This is a genomic window from Paenisporosarcina macmurdoensis, assembly GCF_042658845.1.
Classification (GTDB): domain Bacteria; phylum Bacillota; class Bacilli; order Bacillales_A; family Planococcaceae; genus Paenisporosarcina; species Paenisporosarcina macmurdoensis.
Genome location: NZ_JBHSRI010000018.1, coordinates 29,268 through 46,634, shown reverse-complemented (window position 1 = coordinate 46,634; position 17,367 = coordinate 29,268). Strand labels below are relative to the sequence as shown.

The window sequence follows — 17,367 nt, the reverse complement described above, 5'->3', positions numbered from 1 at the left end:
TCAGCTCCTTTTTGACATCATACAGAACTATTTCTCCGTTGAAAAATGTGTCAAAAGGGCAATAATTTAATTTTGCCAATTAAACTACCGTCAAAACTCAATTTTGAGGCAGTCGTTTTGAGCAAAATAATGCGATAAAAGTTGCACTCGAATGACGTTAAAATCTTTTGAAAGTGTTGATATAGCTGCAATATTCGGTGTCCAATCCTTTGGTATTGCTTCTTTATTTCCGGTACTCTCAAAATTAAATTTTGCGGGGTCTGGATTTGCAAGATAAACAGGCAAATTTTTCATCGCTTGTTCAGTGCATGCAGATGAATTAATCCGAAACGGCTTAGAAAAGGAATCGGTGCTGCCTACAATTTTCACTTCGCTTTCTACGACACTCGCAGCTGACCATACATAATACTTACTGTCCGTTATAATAATTGCCGCAGACTTCATAGCTGGACTTGATTGCAAGAGAGCGGTGGCACCTTCTGCAGTCGTAAACATCCCATGTTGTTTTGCAAAAAACTGTGTCGGTGTTACGGCATCAGCTGGGGCATCCACTGTAATTTTTTCTGGTGTTTTTGAAGCGGCATCTGAAGTTTCTGGTTTATCTGCTGAAATGTCTTGCCATTGAATTAAAATCGCAAATATACCGATCGACACGGCGCCAATAAAAAAGCCATGTAAAATTGCTAGAGTATAGGAAAACTTTGAAAACGATTTAGTAAAACGCATTTCATCACCCCGTTTTTCTTTTAACGCTAACATTTGGGCAATAAAAAAAGACAAGACCGGTGTCGGCTTGTCCAAAAAAGTTTTCGAGTTAAACTAACAAATTCGTATACCAGTCGAGCATTTGTGTTCCATAAAAATAGACAATGATGGCAGCGAGTGCGATGGACGGTCCAAAAGGCACTGGCGTTTTTCGACCTTGCTTGGATCGACGCAAATGAATTACACCTACGATGGCACCAATAAACGCGGCTAAGAACAGTGTTAATAGCGTTGGGATAATCCCTAACACAAGCCCGATCACTGCGAACAACTTGATGTCTCCACCGCCCATGCCACCTTTCGACAATATGGCAATTAACAACAAAAGTCCGAACCCTCCGACAGCACCAATAATGCTATCCCACCACGGATCAAGTGGTGAAAAGACACGCGCAATAATTAATAATGCACCAAAGAATAATAAAACTTTGTCTGGGATTAACATATATGCGAAATCAGATACTGTGATAATCACCAGCATGGAAATAAATAATATCGCTACGATGAGTTCAAGCGAAAATCCGATTTTCCAATAAGCAAATGCGAATAACACAGCTGTAGTAAGTTCCATCACTGGATAAATCCAATTAATCTTCGTGCCACAACCACGGCATTTCCCTTTTAAAAATACGAATGAAAACACAGGCACCAAATCTTTAAATGTCAATCGACGATCACAAATCGTACAATGGGATGGTGGGGTTACGATTGATTCATTTTTCGGAACGCGTAACCCTACTACATTAAAAAATGAACCGAATATAAGTCCGTAGATAAAAAATAATATGGTATAAAGGATTTCCATAAATGCCTCTCATTCTTAGAAAAACACATGTCACAATTTGTGTTTTTCTCTACTGATTTCAATATTTTCATTAACTAAACTTTGTTTTAGGTTATTGTTATTCATCGTATATTCACTGTTACCAAAGGTTGATTTCCGTTGCAGACGGACGCTTTCCACGGGGCATGGCCTCAGCCTCCTCGACGAGCAAGCTCGCCTGCGGGGTCTTCAGCTCACGCTAATCCCGCCGGAGTCGCCGTCTTCCACTCCAATCAACCTTAAGTTCGTTATGTGCAATAAGACAATTATAAGTGGTATAAATGTTCAAATGTAAGTAGAGAAAAAAAGACTTTTTACTCCACTTACTTTATATTAGGGGCTTTTAGACAGCCATTGCGGCATGCTAGGTGTAAATGTACTTTTCCTTCTGTTATTCAAATCGTCAACAGATGTTAATACAGCATTTTGATAAAACTATTAAATTTTACATACTCATATGTATATGAACATTTTACATTAGTCGTAGATTTAGATTGATTGAACATGTATAAGTTCATATCGTTTCATGCTTTTGAGACATGATGGTGTTTCGACTGTTATTCAATATCATCTTTAAACTTATCATGAACCAAACACTATTGAGGAGGCTTGCCTGTTCACCCACGAGAAGAGTGTTGATTCCCTCTCACAAGCAAAGGCTCGATTATACTATATTGGTTTCGGCGTTTTATAAATTCAAAGCTCTTTAGCTATAGCCAATTAATAAGTAATGAAACAAAAACTGGAGAAATGGTGCGCTCTCCAGTTTTTGTGTGTTTAATATGGAATGATTAATGTTTCATTGACCATTACGTTATTCGAAGGTAAGTCATTGGCTACTTTGATTTTCTCTTCACCTAATCGAGTTCCATAGTGTTTCATTGAAATCGAGTAAAGAGTGTCTCCTAGTTTAACTTTGTATGTTTGATTTTTTGTTTCGGCTGCACCTTTTGTGGATTGTGCAGTTGCTACTTTTGTCACTGGTTTTGTAGAAGAAGGAGCTTGTGTAACCGAATTGGCTTCGCTCGATACTTCATCAACTGATTCACTATCAGTCTCTTGTGCTTCTATAGTTTCAGTAATCGTTGTTGCATCAGCTTCTGTAGCAACTACTTCTCCGTCATCAATGACTTCATTTGAAGGGAGTGGATTAGACTTGTCTGCGGGTGCAGGAGTGTCTACTTTAGGTCCCTCATCAAGAAGTTCGAGTAAATCAGGTCGATAGAACGCTGTGAAAGACAATGACAGTTGTAACTTCGCAGGTTCTAATTCCTCCGTTGTGACTTCTCCTGGTGAACTGAATGAGATATTATCTACAATTAATATGCGATCTAATTTCTCAATCTCATCAATGAAATCTTCTAAAGTAGCATACGATGATGTTTCAATAGATAAACTGACAAGAAGCTGTTGTAGTGTTTCAACCCCTTCTGGAGGTGCTTCAATAACAAAGGGTCCTTCTGAGAATCCGATTGATTGAACAAGAGAATTCGACACGACTTCAGCTTTTTCAATTTGCAAAATGATTAACTCCGTCAATGGATCGATCGGTACTTTCTTTTGCAACTCGAGTGAACTGACGACCGGAATATCTGGTTGATCAGCCAGCTGTTGTTCTAATGCAAACAACACTTGTCTATCAGTTGTGAGTGTTGTTTCAGCAACTGCTAAACTTTCTTTCTTCGGCACATAGAATGTGAAATACGCATAGGCAATCATAATTAAACAAAATAAACTTGATAATACGATAAGTCCAATTTCCTTTTGCTTTCTCGTTAAGTTACTCATTTGCATCATCTCCTTGTGCATCGTCTGCAGGAGCTTGTGGTTCGGTAGTAGGTGTTTCAGCTGGTTGCTCTTCCGGTTGTTCTTCTGGTGTTTCCTCTGCAGGTGTTTCACTTTCAGTTGGCGTTTCTCCTTCAACAGGTGGAACGTTTGGATCAACTGGAACAGCTGTACCATCTGCTGGCATACGTGTATCTAAAAACGTCACTGCGTAAGAAGCTAAATATCGTGGCATGATTTCTTCCACAGGCTCAACTTCTGTAACCACTCCATCCGTTTCTTCGACAGCCTCCTCAGCTAAAGGTTGATAAGAAACTGAAGATAACACAACATCCGTGATCATTTCGGACGCTTTAAGTTGAGTTAAGTAAAACGCCGTATCACGAGATGTATCAAATTGGGTCGTGATGGTTACTTGGTTTGGCGTTGAAAATGAAAAGCTTAAGAAGTACCCACGTTCCGGTAATAACGCAGTCAATTTACGAATCAAAGGGAGTGTATCGTACTGATAAGTTTCAGCCCACTCGACAGTTTTTTGCAATTTCTGTGTATCACTTAATGCTGCTGTTGTAACCATTTGCTCTTGTATGGCCGCTTGTTGTCCAACGACTTCTACGCTTTGTGCTGCAAGAACTTGCTGTTTGTTGCTATATGTATTACCAAGGAAATAAAAAACGAGTCCCGTAACGAGTCCTAAAAGAATAAGTGATATGGCTGCAACGACAAAGGCAGGACGGTCCCGTTCCTTATCGCCAAGTAAATTTATATCTACTAACATCATCACACCTCTTTCAGGGCTAGTCCGAGCGCTCGGTTAAAACGAACAGGAATCGCTTTTCCATCTTCTAAATAAATTGTTTCACGAATAACAGTTGAAGTTTTGACTTCAAAACGTAATTCGAGTGTCTTCAATAAGTCTTCCCATCCATCTAACTCACCATTTAATAACACATGAGTGATGCCTTCATTTCCTTGATTCATATTGTAGCGATAGAAATTAATGAGTTTTTCAATTTCTGAAATAAGTGAATCCATTTTAGTTGTTTGTGAACCACTAAAGTAATTCGATTCATCTGGCTCAGCAACTTCCACTGGTCGCATAAATAACGGGAAATGTTGATGGAAAATTGAAACGATATAACTATCGTTTTTGACATCTAATAATAAAATGTGTTCCTCACCTGAAAATTCATGTTGCGAAAAAGCCAATCGATACAACGCTAGTGGACCAATATCAGCAACAATCGGTTTCATTTTCACGTCTTCAAAGACGTCTTCATATGTATTCAAAATGCTTTCTTTCGAAGCGATTAATATAGCTTCTTTTGTTTCTGTTGATGCAGTATAAGGAACCACATCAAAAACGGGGTCTTCGAACGGTAAATAAAGTGTCGAACCAATTTCAATGAAGAAGTGGCCTTTCAACTCATCTCGTCGAACATCAGGAGGATAAGTTAGTTTGCGGATAATCACATATTCGTCAGGTGCTAAAAAGCGAACAGCTTTGCGGGAAAGTTTCCACTCATCCACTACCTCGCCTAAAATCGACACCAACGTATCCGCGTCCACAATTTTGCCATCCGTGATAATGCCAGAAGGCAAAGAACGCTCCTCTGCACAAATCACATGCAAAGGAGACGTTGACTTCACTTCTACCATTCGGATCGCATCTTCTTCAATTGTAACCGTCGCCACGCGTGTGCGTTTATTTAAGAACGATGGTGTGAATTTCATAGGATCAGCTCCGATTAAATTTTATCTCGCTAATTTTACTGTACCTGCAGAAGTAGCATCAGCACTATTTTGCAATGAACTAATATCTTCTTTTGTAGCATTTTCAGTAGTTATAGTTACATTCCCAACTGTTCCATTTCCAGTAACAGTTTTATCTTCTACTTTATAGGCAAAAGCACCAAGTGAACCAGAATCATCTAAGTATACTTCACCAGAATCTGTAGATACATCAGGGGTCCCTTGCAAATTCTCTAAACTAACAGAAATATCATTAGGATTATCTAACAAATATAATTCTGATGCTGCAATTGCATTAATATAATCAGACTTTACGGCTCCAACTCGGCTATTATTAATAATATTCCCAATCGCTGGAATAGCAATTGCTGCAATAATCGCCAAGATTACGATTACAGCTAAAAGCTCGATTAATGTTAAGCCTTTTTGTTCTTTTAACTTTTGTTGAATGAATTTTCTCATTCTGTAAGCCTCCCTTTTTTCTCTAAAAATTGGTACTAATGAGTACATCTGTATAATAACACGTTTATATGTCGAAATATATAGATAAATAGACTTTGTACTCATTTTAATTTAAGTATAATTCACCTACTATGCACATCTCAATGCCTACTAAATAGGTTTATTACGGGTAATTTGTCAGTGAAGTAAATAAATATTAAGTCCTTCTTATAATTATATATTTATGAATTATAATTTGACTTGTATTTTAATAATAATATGTTGTCATTATTAAAATATAATAAATTACTGTATCTTAATCTGTCACAATAGAGTGCTAAATCCTCTACATATTATCCATATTTTCAAACATTCCAAACATAGGTAACATAATCGCCATAACAATGGTTCCTACAAGCCCTGCTAAGAAAACAATCATTAATGGCTCTATCATCGCCTTTAGTTTATCAGTCTCTGCATCGACTTCTTTTTCATAGAACTCTGCTACTCGCTCTAACATATGATCTAGAGCTCCTGTCTCTTCACCAATGGCAATCATATGAGGTATTAAAGGCGGAAATGCCCAATGATCTTTCATAGGTCCAGTCATCGATTCTCCTCTTTCTAATCCATCACGAGATTGGAGAATTACTTTTCCGATTACTTCATTGTCAACCACACGTTCAACCATTGTCAGCGCAGTTAATATAGGGACTGAACTTGAAAATAACGAGCTTAATGTTCGTGTCATACGTGCAAGAGCAGCTTTTTTTAGAATATTACCAAACAAAGGCATTTTCAACAGGAAAGTATCAAGTAAATATCTACCCTTCGCATCTCTTCTTAGTAACCATAAGCCTCCAGCAAATAGACCGGCAACAGCAATTAAAACATACCAATATCCCTGCACAAAATCACTGGCACCCATTACGAATCTAGTAAGTAACGGCAGCGTGCCACCAAAACTACTGAACATCTCTACAAACATTGGAACAATTGAAGTCAGTAAGAATATAACAACACCCACTGCTAAAATCGCGACTATTAATGGATAAGTCATGGCCGAAACTACTTTTTGTCTTGTGGCATGAGCTTTCTCAAAATGTAAGGCTAATGTATCTAATGAATCATCAATCGATCCTGTTAATTCACCAGCTTGCAGAAGATTCACAACAAGCGGTTCAAAGATTCTCGGGAATTTTTTCACAGATTCTGATAATGCATTACCGCTTTTTAAATCATCTGAAATTTCGATAAGTGCACGACGCAATGCTTTAGATTCAACTTGTTGGGAAAGGATTACACATGAATCAACAATCGTTACGCCAGCTCGCATAAGTGTCGCAAATTGACGTAAAAACATAATAAATTGTTCACGCTTTACTGGATTACCAAAAGCGATATCTTTTTGAAGTGTTGTTGCGGCCATTTGCTTAATTTCAGTAATGCGAATGCCATCATCACGCAGTTTCATAACTGCTTCTCTTTGATTCGCAGCTTGTACAATTCCTTTTCGCACGGCTTTACGGTCACGACCTACATATTGGAAACGTGCCATTAATGCTCTTCTCCTTCAAGATATGGCTGAGCCATTTCTTGTGAAATTTGGCCGGACTCGACCAATTCTTTAACTGACGTCGCCATCATATGCATCCCTAGTGCGCGATTGGTCATGATGACGTTTGGAATTTGATGAACTTTTGCTGTTCGAATTAAGTTCGCAATAGCTGAGTTACTAATTAATATTTCTGTTGCAGCACGACGACCTTTTCCATCAACAGTTTTAATCAAACGTTGACTAATTACAGCTTTTAATACACCACCAAGTTGAGTTCTCACTTGTGCTTGCTGTTCTGGTGAAAACACGTCAATAATACGTTCAATGGTTGAAGCAGCACTAGAAGTATGTAATGTACCTAATACTAAGTGACCCGTTTCTGCCGCAGTTATGGCAATCCCGATAGTTTCTAAGTCACGCATTTCCCCAACGAGAATGACATCTGGATCTTGTCTTAATGCTGCACGTAGACCACTCGTAAAGGATTTCGTATCAAAGCCAACTTCGCGTTGATCGATAATACTCGTGCCATGATCATGCATATATTCAATAGGATCTTCCAGCGTTATGATATGCAAATTCAAATCCGTATTCATATGTTTAATCATGGCTGCTAGAGTAGTTGATTTTCCTGAACCGGTAGGACCTGTCACTAAAATTAATCCTTGTTTTGTTTCTGCTAATTTCTTCAACGTATTCGGCATTTGTAACTGCTCAACCGTTGGAATAATTTGTGGGATCGTACGGAATGCGATAGAGATCTTCCCTTTTTGATGAAAAGCATTAACACGATAACGGGCAACATTTTCTACCACATGTGAGTAATCTAGCTCGCCTAATTCTAAAAATGTGTCCCATAGTTTATCCGGTGTAATCGATCGTGCCATTTCTCTGGACATATCTGCCGTGATAGGCGTAGAACCAATCTTTACCAAGTCACCTTGAACACGAAAGATTGGAGGTACACCGACAGTAATATGAATATCTGATGCTTTTTGGTGAAAAGCATTGGTTAGTAATTGATCGACTGATTCTCTCATATTTCCACCTAATCTTGGAGGGCAACACGCAGAATTTCTTCTGTCGTCGTTTTGCCTTCTCTTACTTTCTCTAATCCGTCATCTATTAAGAATATCGTGTCATTAGCTTGAGCAATTTCTCTTATATCAGCTGCTGTTCCGCCACGGTTTATCACACTTTTAATTTTATCGTCTATTACAAGAACTTCATGTATTGCCATACGTCCTCTGTAGCCTGTCATCCCGCAAGAAGGGCAACCTTTACCTCTAGTAATCGCTTGTATATCCATTCCACGCTTTTGGAAAATGTCAATTTCACGAACAGTTGGTTCCTGTTTTTCACTGCAGTCACGACAAACTCTCCGAACTAAACGTTGTGCGACAACCGCATTAATAGAACTTGTAACTAAAAATGGTTCAACCCCCATGTCCATTAAACGCGTAACAGAAGCAATCGAATCATTGGTATGAATGGTACTTAATACTAAGTGACCCGTTAGTGAAGCGCGAATCGCGATTTCAACCGTTTCTTTATCCCGAATCTCCCCGACCATAACAATGTCCGGATCTTGACGCAGTATAGAGCGAAGTCCAGCCGCAAATGTTAATCCGACATTTGAATTCACTTGAATTTGGTTTATTCCTTCAAGTTGATACTCTACCGGATCTTCAACCGTAATAATATTCACTTCTTCATCATTTAAATGGCTTAGTGCTGCATATAAAGTGGATGATTTACCAGACCCAGTAGGACCGGAAATCAAGACGATTCCGTTAGGTTTTGCAATCTCTTTCATCAAACGCTCAAAATTCTTTTCAGAAAAACCAAGTTTCGAAATGTCTGTTAAATTATTCGATAAATCCAAAATACGCATTACGATTTTTTCGCCATAAACTGTTGGGAGTGTGGAGACACGCAAATCGATTGGTCGAAAATCAACATTTGTTTTAATTCTTCCATCTTGAGGAATCCGATGTTCAGTAATATCTAGCTTCGCCAAAATCTTAATACGAGCCGTGACCATTCCTTGCATTAACTTAGGAAGCGTTCGCTCATCATGTAAAACTCCATCAATTCGAAATCGAACCAACAAACGTGTTTCTTGAGGATCAAAATGTATGTCACTAGCTTTTTGCGTAACTGCTGCAGACATTATCTGATTAACAATCCGTACAACTGGAGCATCCACATCTAATAGTTCTTCTTGTTTCTCAGCAGAAACGGCTTGATCAACTAAGAAATCATCAAACGATTCGTCTTCGTAATATTTATTAATTGTTTTTAAAATATCTTCTTTTGATGCAATCGCAGGAATGATTTGAAAACCAGTAATTAAACGCAAATCATCTATCGTGATGAAATCCATTGGGTCTTTCATCGCAACATATAGTTTATCTCCGTCAATTTTTAAAGGAACAATTAAACTACGTTTCGCTAAATCCTTAGGAATTAAGCTGAAAATTTTCGCGTCAAAAGGATAATGAAATAATTGAACTTGAGGGATTCCAAGTTGGATTTCGAGTACTTCCAGTAACTGTTGTTCCGTAATAATTCCTTGTTGCAAAAGTGCATCGCCAAGCATTTCGTCTCGTGATTTTTTTTGCAACACAGTAGTTAGTTGATCTTCTGTAATTAGCCCACTTTCAACTAGTAAATCACCCAGTCTTTTTCGAATCAAGTTGCTTCCCCCTATACCTACTTACTTGGTGGTATTACATTTCCACCTTTATCGTATTCCGGCTCTGTATCGTCGTTATTATTTTCATTTCCCGAATTAGTTCCTGATCCTGAACCTCCTGTTGACGTCCCACTACCTGTAGTTCCATCACCACTGCCTGATGTCCCGTTTCCGGTATCTGCAGAAGGTTGATCCGTTGACCCGTCTGTTGATGTGCCAGATCCATCTGTGCTTCCAGTTGTGCCATCTGTTGAAGTTCCTGTTCCATCTGTAGAACCTGTAGTTCCGTCAGTTGGAGTCCCTGTGCCATCTGTCGTTGTTCCATCTCCAGTACCTTCAGCAGGGGCTATAACTGTCAAAGGATGAACTTCTACTTTATGAACGGGTGGATAGAAATCTTTTGATATATTAATAGTTTCCAACACATCATCACCTGATAAAATCGTTTTTATAACGGCAACTTGTACTCCATTCGCACCTGGAGTTTTAATGTTAATCGAATTTTGTTCAACAAATGAACTAAACTGCTTAATTGTTTTTGGTAAAAATTCTTCTTTATTGGTAATTGTCGTTTGGTAAGAATAAATTAGTGGCAAACCAGTTAGTGACGCTTTTAAACTAGTACCAACATTACTCAGGTTTAGCGTGAACGTAGTTGAGTTTGGATTCGTGAAAACAAAATCAACTCCAAGTTCCCTATTAATTGTTGCTTCGAAACCTAGTGGAACTGACGTAGGAACAGTTGGCCCAATACTCCGCTCATCTACACCAAAATTCGTTTGAAGGACAGACGCGTAAAGAATCGATGCAACTGTTGTTAAATCTTGCTCAGTCACAATTCCTACATCAGCAGTTTCAATAAATTTCAACAATGAGAATGTTGTCAACGGATTTAGTTCATATCCATCTAAAGCCAAAAGTAGATTTTGAATACCTACCGAAGTTTCGATGGCATCAAAGGTTACATCGGTAACCGTGGCTTCAGTAGTCGTGCTCGCAAATAAAGCACTCGAGATATCAATTGTTTGATTATTTCTTCCTGAAGCTAACTGAATACGAATGACCTCAGTTGCGCTTGCTATTTCCGCATCACTAAAGACAAATGGTGCAAATTGTTGATTTAAAAACGTGCCAACTGATTCTTCCGTAACGTCAAATTGGAGTTCGTTTTTTGCACCGTCTTGTGCGGAAGTTAATGTACCATCCGTGTTAAATTCGATCACTTCTAGAGGAAATGGAACAATTGCGTCCTGCAATTTTATTTCCACTTGCGCTTGATCATACCAACCTTTAACCCCTGTTTGAATAGTAATTGCCGCTTCTTCTTCCGGTAAGTTCGAAACATCAAATGGCCCTATATAGGTTTGATCACCAAACTCTTTAGAGGCAAAAATCACATCATCAATTACAAATGTACCTGCTTGTGTAACACCAAAGAATAAAACTGAAGAGCCAAGAAGGGCTGCAAAAGTAGTCCCAAATAATTTATTATTCATTTATTGGTCCTCCTTCTTGGATGGTTTTAACCAGTCATCATTTTTGACTTCGGTTACAGTTGTCGGCGCAAGCTCAAGTTCAACTTGAGCTTTACTAGTTGGTTTTGGTTCAACATAGGATTGAGTAGGTTTCTCAACCGCCTCTTTAATATTTTTAGGGACATAAATATGTGCTTCTTCTTCAGCTAATTTTTGCGTTTCGAACTGTTTTGTAAAAATAACTGCACCTGCGAAAGTTAATCCAATCATGATTAATAGTGCGTAGTATAAACTAAGTGTCGATTGTACTAGTAAACCTAAAAGAGCGATTAAAAGACCACCCACTAAAAACATCAATTTTGTCTTTAACTCTATCTTTTTTACGAATAATATGACTATTGGAAACACAATAAGTGCAAGCAATAGGAGTATAAGATATTTAATCATGTTTCATCTCTTTTCTATTGATATTTTACGTCAGCAATTACTGGTAATGGTAAATCCGGGTTAATTGTAGGAATATCAATTCCATTTCCAACTGCATAACTGTCAACTTCACAAATATCTAAAAATTTTTTTAGATTAGTTGATTTTTGTATGATTAGACTACTATTAAATCCACTAAAAACAAATTCTGAATTAGAAGTGTAATATATTATTTTTCCATTTCCAGCAATTTTTCTTACTTCGTCCAATGAATTAGCACTAAAATTGTCAGTATTAATACAGAATTTAGAAGAGCCTTCTAGATTAAACTTATCATTATTACCAGTTATGCTAAATTGAGCTGTTTTATCTACTTTCCCCAAAAGAACAATGGAAGTATTAGCTACGCCATTTGATGATTTCACTGATAATCCCTGTGAAACCAAGACCAATCGACCATTTGAACTTCCAAGATTATTTGCTACTTGAGCATCAATATTACCATTAACATATAAATTAGCATTCACTAAATTATTCAAATTTTTCGAAAATAAATCTCCATTGCCTACAAATAAATTTAGTCCAATAAAATCCTTGCCTCTACATGTATTATCACAGTTGAAAGATATTCCTGCCGGAATAAATATATTGAAATCTTTTATATTGTACTGGGAGGAAATTAAATCTTTTAAGTTTGAAAGAGATTGATTTGTTTCTAATTTACAATTATAGGGTTTTGTTAATATCGATAGGTTGTTAGTCAACAAAGCTGAACACGTTATGTTAGGCGTTTCTGGAAATACATCATTAAATGTTACAGAATTACTTAAACCATATATGTATTTTTGTGAATTAGTTATATCAAAAATGTCGAGTAATTCATTAAATTCAATAGTTGCTTTTATGGAAGACTCATTATCATTGGAAACACCTTGAACTAAGATTTCAAATTGTTTCTTGTTTTGTGGAATCGTTTTAAGTGTCATAGATGACAAATAATAAGTGACATCACTAGATAATTTTATGTCATTATTTTCCTTACTGTAAGTTGTTAAGGATGTATTAGATAAGTTTGTAATAAAATTACTATACATGGACAGTTGATCTATTTTTAAATTGTTAAGATATGCCTTTTCTTCTGCAGGAGTTTTGCAGTTAGAATTCTCAGTGGTGAAAGTATTACACAGTTCTAAACGCTTTTTTTCAGTCAAAACAGTATTTTCAATTTCCATCAATTTATTCTCAATTTGATTTTTAACTGCAGAAGATATTAACTTCACTCCCATTTCAGCAGCTACATAAGATTGATTTTTTTGATCAACAGTTAATTCTTGCTTAACATGATTCAATGAGGAAGTTATAAAGACAGCCGATATACTTAAGAATATTATAATAGTTAATAAGACAATTAAAAGAGCATATCCTCGTTGATTAATATATTTCTCCAAAATATTATCTCTCCTTATTAAGTCATTTTATCTATTATTTATTCCTGCAATTACTTTATTATCATATATATTAGGAAAAATGTCATGCATTATTGTGTTTTTTAATAAAATAAAAACGAATCCAATATTAATTAGATTCGTTAATAATTCGTTTTAATAAAACAGTCACCATTAAGGATTATAAATCACATCTACATTCACTTCTGGCTCAATATTCACATCTCTTGGATAGCTAATTAATACCTCTGGTAAGTCATCTACATCTATTCCACATTCATTTAAGAAATTCAAGAAATCTGCTGAACGACTAGTAACAAAGTCTCCAGTATTAGACGGTCTTTTTACTGGATTTAAAACCAAAGATTGATTTTCAGTGAAATAATGGAATTCTGTATCAGTTCCAAAAGATACACTAGATACAATTTTTGCAAGTGAGTTTGGATGTATCATATCTGCATTAATACACATTTTTGAACCTGCATCCAATGAAAAATTCGAACCCCATTTGAAGTTTTCTTCTAGAATTGGTGACTGTCCTAAAATCACCATCGTTGTATTGGTCATATTTTGAATATTATTATCTGTATTTAATCCTCTAAACACCATGATTAGGTTACCATCTTCATTTTTATTAAGATTGTTTAAGTTATTTCCGATTGTAAATACTCCATTAAAATAAACTTCCCCATCCGCAAAACCATTCATATTATTTCTAAGATTAATTTCTTGTTCAGCTGAAAAAATGGATACTCCTTCAAGATCAATAGAGTTACAATTGCTTGTACATATTGATTCTACCCAGTTTTCAACCACTACATTTATCTCAGACAAATCCATTCCAGCATTTTTCCAAACAGTAATTAATGACTCAAGTTTAAAGTCTGATCCTTCTTCTAAATTACAATTGTATGGAGGTGACATAGTATCTTTATATGCGTGAATGACATCACAAGAAATGCTAGTCACAGGAGGGCTTAATAACTCTGTTTCAATCTCTAACTGAGTTAACGGACGAGAAAGTAATGTTATGGGATCACTATCATCAAAAAAGCTAACTAGTTTTACATTAAATGTAGTAATCAACTGTTTTTCTACTTTTTCTCCACTACTGTTGTCAATTTCTCCGAAAACATAGGCTTTTATTTCTAAAAATTCTGTTGAAAAGTCCAATGTATTTATATTTGGTGTTACGGTTATTTCATTCACTTTATAACTACTTGATAAATCCGGAGAATTAGTTACTAACTTCAATTCGTTGATGATTTGTATTAATCCACTTTTAAATAGGTTTAGCGAGCTTTCTTTAGCGTCTATAATTTTTTCGTTAATATAATTTTGGTCATAACATTTTGCTGGAGGACTATCTATTTGACATTCTAGTTTTACTAGTTGAATTTCATCTTGCACTTGCTTGTATATATCGTTTCTTAGCACATTGTATTTCTGATTAAATAATGTTTCTAAATGTTGAATACCCATTTCAGCAAGTACTAAGGATTGATTACTTTTATCTAATACAATCTCTTGTTTCGAATGACTAATTGAGGTGTTAACAAAAACGGCAGCAACACTTATAAACAGGACAATCATCAAAAGCACTAGTAACAATGCATAACCTTGATTGTTTTTAATATGGGTCATCCTAACACCCCTATCTCCAAATTTTATTCAATTCCATTTTTTCACTGAATGAAAATCAATTTGTCTTATATCTAATTAGAGTAGTATTTATTATATAATTACTTTTTTTATCATCTGATTTATATGATATTTTTATTGAGAGCTCTAAATCCTGTTGTGCAGGATCAATAGGCTTTTGATTACTCGTTGGATTTATCAAACTAATCGGTAACGTTGTTAAATCTACCGGGCTTTCCTCTATTAAATCTGGACCTTGGTTTCCAATAATTTCAGAAGTGATATTAAATATCGTAGAATCATAGAGATTGTTTATATAACTTGAATTAACCACTGGAAAATCACATACCTGATTATTGGAGTTAGGTGCCTCCATTTTAGTTCCACCTAAAATTAATTCTTCACCGATAATAATTAAACAGTATAAGTCTCCTTCTCGGTGATTATTTAGTAGTTTTGCAACGAGAATATTAGCTTCCTGTTGAACCCTCACTTTATCATTCTCCGCAACTGACTTTTTAATCCCAAGGGTTAATGTCGTCATTATTAGTACAGCTACGATAGAGACTAAAGCTAAAGCAGCCATTAATTCAACTAGACTTAAGCCTTTTTGATTATTCATGTATTTCATTTTAACCATCATCCTAATTTTTGATTTCCAAATAGCCATATGTTTTACTTACAGGCGTATTAGATTCAGACCTCACACTCAATATGACCCTATAAAGAGAAATTTCTGCTAAAGTACCACTTCCGATATCTGGAATTTTTAATATTTGATAATGATATATAGTACCTTCTTTATCTAATTTATAATCTATAAAATCATCGTCTAAAGGTTCAACTTCTGATATAGTCTCCGCAGGAAAAAGAATTTCTAACTTATCCTCAATAAATAGTTTTAAACCATCATTTCCGATTGGAAAACCATTAGCATATGGAATATTATTTTCCGTAAATGCTGACATTTCTTGTCTTGCTAAATTCATTGTGTCTAGTTTTGATCCCGTCTTTCCATTAAAAACGGACATCTGAGGAAAAACGGACATAATTCCAATAAATACAATTCCTAAAATGACCAGTGCAGCTAGAACTTCAATCAAAGTGAGACCATCACAATTTATTTTTTTATAAGTTTTCCCCATAATATCGACTCATTTCACTTTAGTTGATTCTATTATCCTTCGAACTTACTTTTTTGTCATGTAATCTATTTTTATAAGTATCTCATATACAAATAAAAAAAGAGCCAATAATTCGACTCTTTCAATAATTTTTATTTTATTTTGTTGTGAATTGATGTTTTATGTGAGTGGAATATCCAAAAACTATACCCAAGAACATCCACAGTATAGGCGCAACACTAACGACGCTGATGTTAAAGATCGCTTGAATTAGATACCCTGTAATGACCGCCATTAAGGTAAAGAGAATATATTTTTGTTGTTTAGTTGCTACTTTTAATGCTTGAACTGCTCTGCGATAAACCATGAATAAAAACAATAAATAAACCAAAAGTGCCGGAATTCCTATCGTCACTGCTATTTGTAAATATTCGTTATGTGCTTTATCAACCATTATCGTTCTGTTGTTAAAATACTCCTCAAGCTCATCAGGTGTAGCTGGGAATACAATGGAATGTGTGTCTACTCCTGAGCCAATCCAGAAATAATCGTCAAGGATGGTTAAATCTTTTTGCCAAATAATTAATCGAGAAGATCCTTCGTGACCAGTTAGTCCTTCATCTAGTAAGTCTCCTGATTCTTCTAGTGTGATAAAAATTTTCCCTAAATATCTATTTTCTTCACTTGCATTAATTCCAACTGCCATGATCCCCATCGCTACAAGAAGGAAAATCCAGTTTTTCCATAGCTTATATTGCTTTACGATTGTAAACGTGTAAAATAACGCAACAATTGCCAAACCAATCCACGCACTTCGTGTGTTCGTATAAAGTAATACAGATGTCATTAATGTCAGTACAATTCCATAGAAAAGCAGTGGTTTTTTTTCACTTGCAATTAAGTAAAGACCCATACCAATGCCCATTGTCAAAACTAAGTATGTTCCGTAAAAATTCGGGTTATCAAAAAAGGCAATACTGCTAGTAGGACTTTCCCAAGGAACAATCAATGAGATCAAATCGTAATCAAAATGCTGAAGAATGCCATAAATTGAAATGACTGCAGATACTACAAAGAGATTCTTCATTAACTTTTCAAGTGAAAAATCATTATAATTTATTACACGATAGAAGAAGTAAAACACGCTTAAATATCCTAGCCATGTTAAATAACCTTCGTGCCTTGTCCACGCACCTACTACTGAAGTATAAATATCAGCTGAAAAGATTGTGGAAAGCGTAAGTAATAAGATAAAAACAATTAGTATGTATTCAATCTTCACTTTCTCATCAACTATTTTTGGCTGTAGCAACTTTCCTCTTAATACGAGAATCCAAATAATTCCCATGAACGCAATTAGAAATGTCGATTTAATTAATGAAAATGAAAAGTCTTCATTCCATGGATCTATAATGAATGGAAATAAAATCATGA

The 17,367-nt window shown here is 35.8% G+C and carries 16 protein-coding genes; all 16 read right to left on the bottom strand.

From position 1 onward, the window contains the following. Positions 1-90: 90 nt before the first annotated feature. The 16 genes from ACFPYN_RS09940 to ACFPYN_RS09865 all read right to left on the bottom strand — a co-directional run bounded on the left by ACFPYN_RS09940 (position 91) and on the right by ACFPYN_RS09865 (position 17,365). Positions 91-726, bottom strand: a complete 636-nt coding sequence (locus tag ACFPYN_RS09940; protein ID WP_377733896.1) for a hypothetical protein — start codon at positions 724-726, stop codon at positions 91-93. A gap of 88 nt (positions 727-814) precedes the next feature. Continuing rightward, positions 815-1,570 carry a prepilin peptidase gene (locus ACFPYN_RS09935; RefSeq protein ID WP_377733895.1) on the bottom strand — a complete coding sequence of 252 codons (756 nt, stop codon included), beginning with the start codon at positions 1,568-1,570 and terminating at the stop codon, positions 815-817. A gap of 795 nt (positions 1,571-2,365) precedes the next feature. Further along, the gene (locus tag ACFPYN_RS09930) at positions 2,366-3,376 is read right to left on the bottom strand and encodes a LysM peptidoglycan-binding domain-containing protein (protein WP_377733892.1); all 1,011 of its coding nucleotides are present in this window, start codon (positions 3,374-3,376) and stop codon (positions 2,366-2,368) included. After that, positions 3,369-4,151 carry a hypothetical protein gene (locus ACFPYN_RS09925; RefSeq protein ID WP_377733890.1) on the bottom strand — a complete coding sequence of 261 codons (783 nt, stop codon included), beginning with the start codon at positions 4,149-4,151 and terminating at the stop codon, positions 3,369-3,371. Before ACFPYN_RS09925 ends, ACFPYN_RS09930 begins: the two co-directional genes overlap by 8 nt. Before the next feature lie 2 nt (positions 4,152-4,153). Beyond that, complete coding sequence (pilM, locus tag ACFPYN_RS09920; protein WP_377733889.1) at positions 4,154-5,107, bottom strand: type IV pilus biogenesis protein PilM; 954 nt, start codon at positions 5,105-5,107, stop codon at positions 4,154-4,156. A gap of 21 nt (positions 5,108-5,128) precedes the next feature. Further along, positions 5,129-5,587, bottom strand: coding sequence for a prepilin-type N-terminal cleavage/methylation domain-containing protein (locus tag ACFPYN_RS09915; RefSeq protein WP_377733888.1), 459 nt, complete (start codon positions 5,585-5,587; stop codon positions 5,129-5,131). A 325-nt stretch (positions 5,588-5,912) separates the two neighbouring features. Continuing rightward, the gene (locus ACFPYN_RS09910) at positions 5,913-7,124 is read right to left on the bottom strand and encodes a type II secretion system F family protein (RefSeq protein ID WP_377733887.1); all 1,212 of its coding nucleotides are present in this window, start codon (positions 7,122-7,124) and stop codon (positions 5,913-5,915) included. After that, a complete protein-coding gene (locus ACFPYN_RS09905) occupies positions 7,124-8,164 on the bottom strand; it encodes a type IV pilus twitching motility protein PilT (RefSeq protein ID WP_377733885.1) in 1,041 nt (346 codons plus the stop codon). The genes ACFPYN_RS09910 and ACFPYN_RS09905 overlap by 1 nt, the downstream gene beginning before the upstream one ends. An 8-nt stretch (positions 8,165-8,172) precedes the next feature. Continuing rightward, a complete protein-coding gene (locus ACFPYN_RS09900) occupies positions 8,173-9,822 on the bottom strand; it encodes a GspE/PulE family protein (RefSeq protein ID WP_377733884.1) in 1,650 nt (549 codons plus the stop codon). A 17-nt stretch (positions 9,823-9,839) separates the two neighbouring features. After that, positions 9,840-11,318, bottom strand: coding sequence for a hypothetical protein (locus ACFPYN_RS09895; protein ID WP_377733883.1), 1,479 nt, complete (start codon positions 11,316-11,318; stop codon positions 9,840-9,842). Further along, the gene (locus ACFPYN_RS09890; protein ID WP_377733881.1) at positions 11,319-11,744 is read right to left on the bottom strand and encodes a hypothetical protein; all 426 of its coding nucleotides are present in this window, start codon (positions 11,742-11,744) and stop codon (positions 11,319-11,321) included. Positions 11,745-11,758: 14 nt separating this feature from the next. After that, positions 11,759-13,171 (bottom strand): hypothetical protein, encoded by a 1,413-nt coding sequence (locus ACFPYN_RS09885; protein WP_377733880.1) that lies wholly within the window; start codon positions 13,169-13,171, stop codon positions 11,759-11,761. A 171-nt stretch (positions 13,172-13,342) separates the two neighbouring features. Beyond that, the gene (locus ACFPYN_RS09880) at positions 13,343-14,812 is read right to left on the bottom strand and encodes a hypothetical protein (protein WP_377733879.1); all 1,470 of its coding nucleotides are present in this window, start codon (positions 14,810-14,812) and stop codon (positions 13,343-13,345) included. A gap of 55 nt (positions 14,813-14,867) precedes the next feature. Next, positions 14,868-15,440: a PilW family protein gene (locus ACFPYN_RS09875; RefSeq protein WP_377733877.1), complete on the bottom strand. Its 573-nt coding sequence runs from the start codon at positions 15,438-15,440 to the stop codon at positions 14,868-14,870. Between the two features lie 13 nt (positions 15,441-15,453). Then, positions 15,454-15,954: a type IV pilus modification PilV family protein gene (locus ACFPYN_RS09870; protein ID WP_377733875.1), complete on the bottom strand. Its 501-nt coding sequence runs from the start codon at positions 15,952-15,954 to the stop codon at positions 15,454-15,456. A 136-nt stretch (positions 15,955-16,090) separates the two neighbouring features. Beyond that, entirely contained in the window at positions 16,091-17,365 is a 1,275-nt protein-coding gene (locus tag ACFPYN_RS09865) for an O-antigen ligase family protein (protein ID WP_377733874.1), read from the bottom strand. Positions 17,366-17,367: the final 2 nt, after the last annotated feature.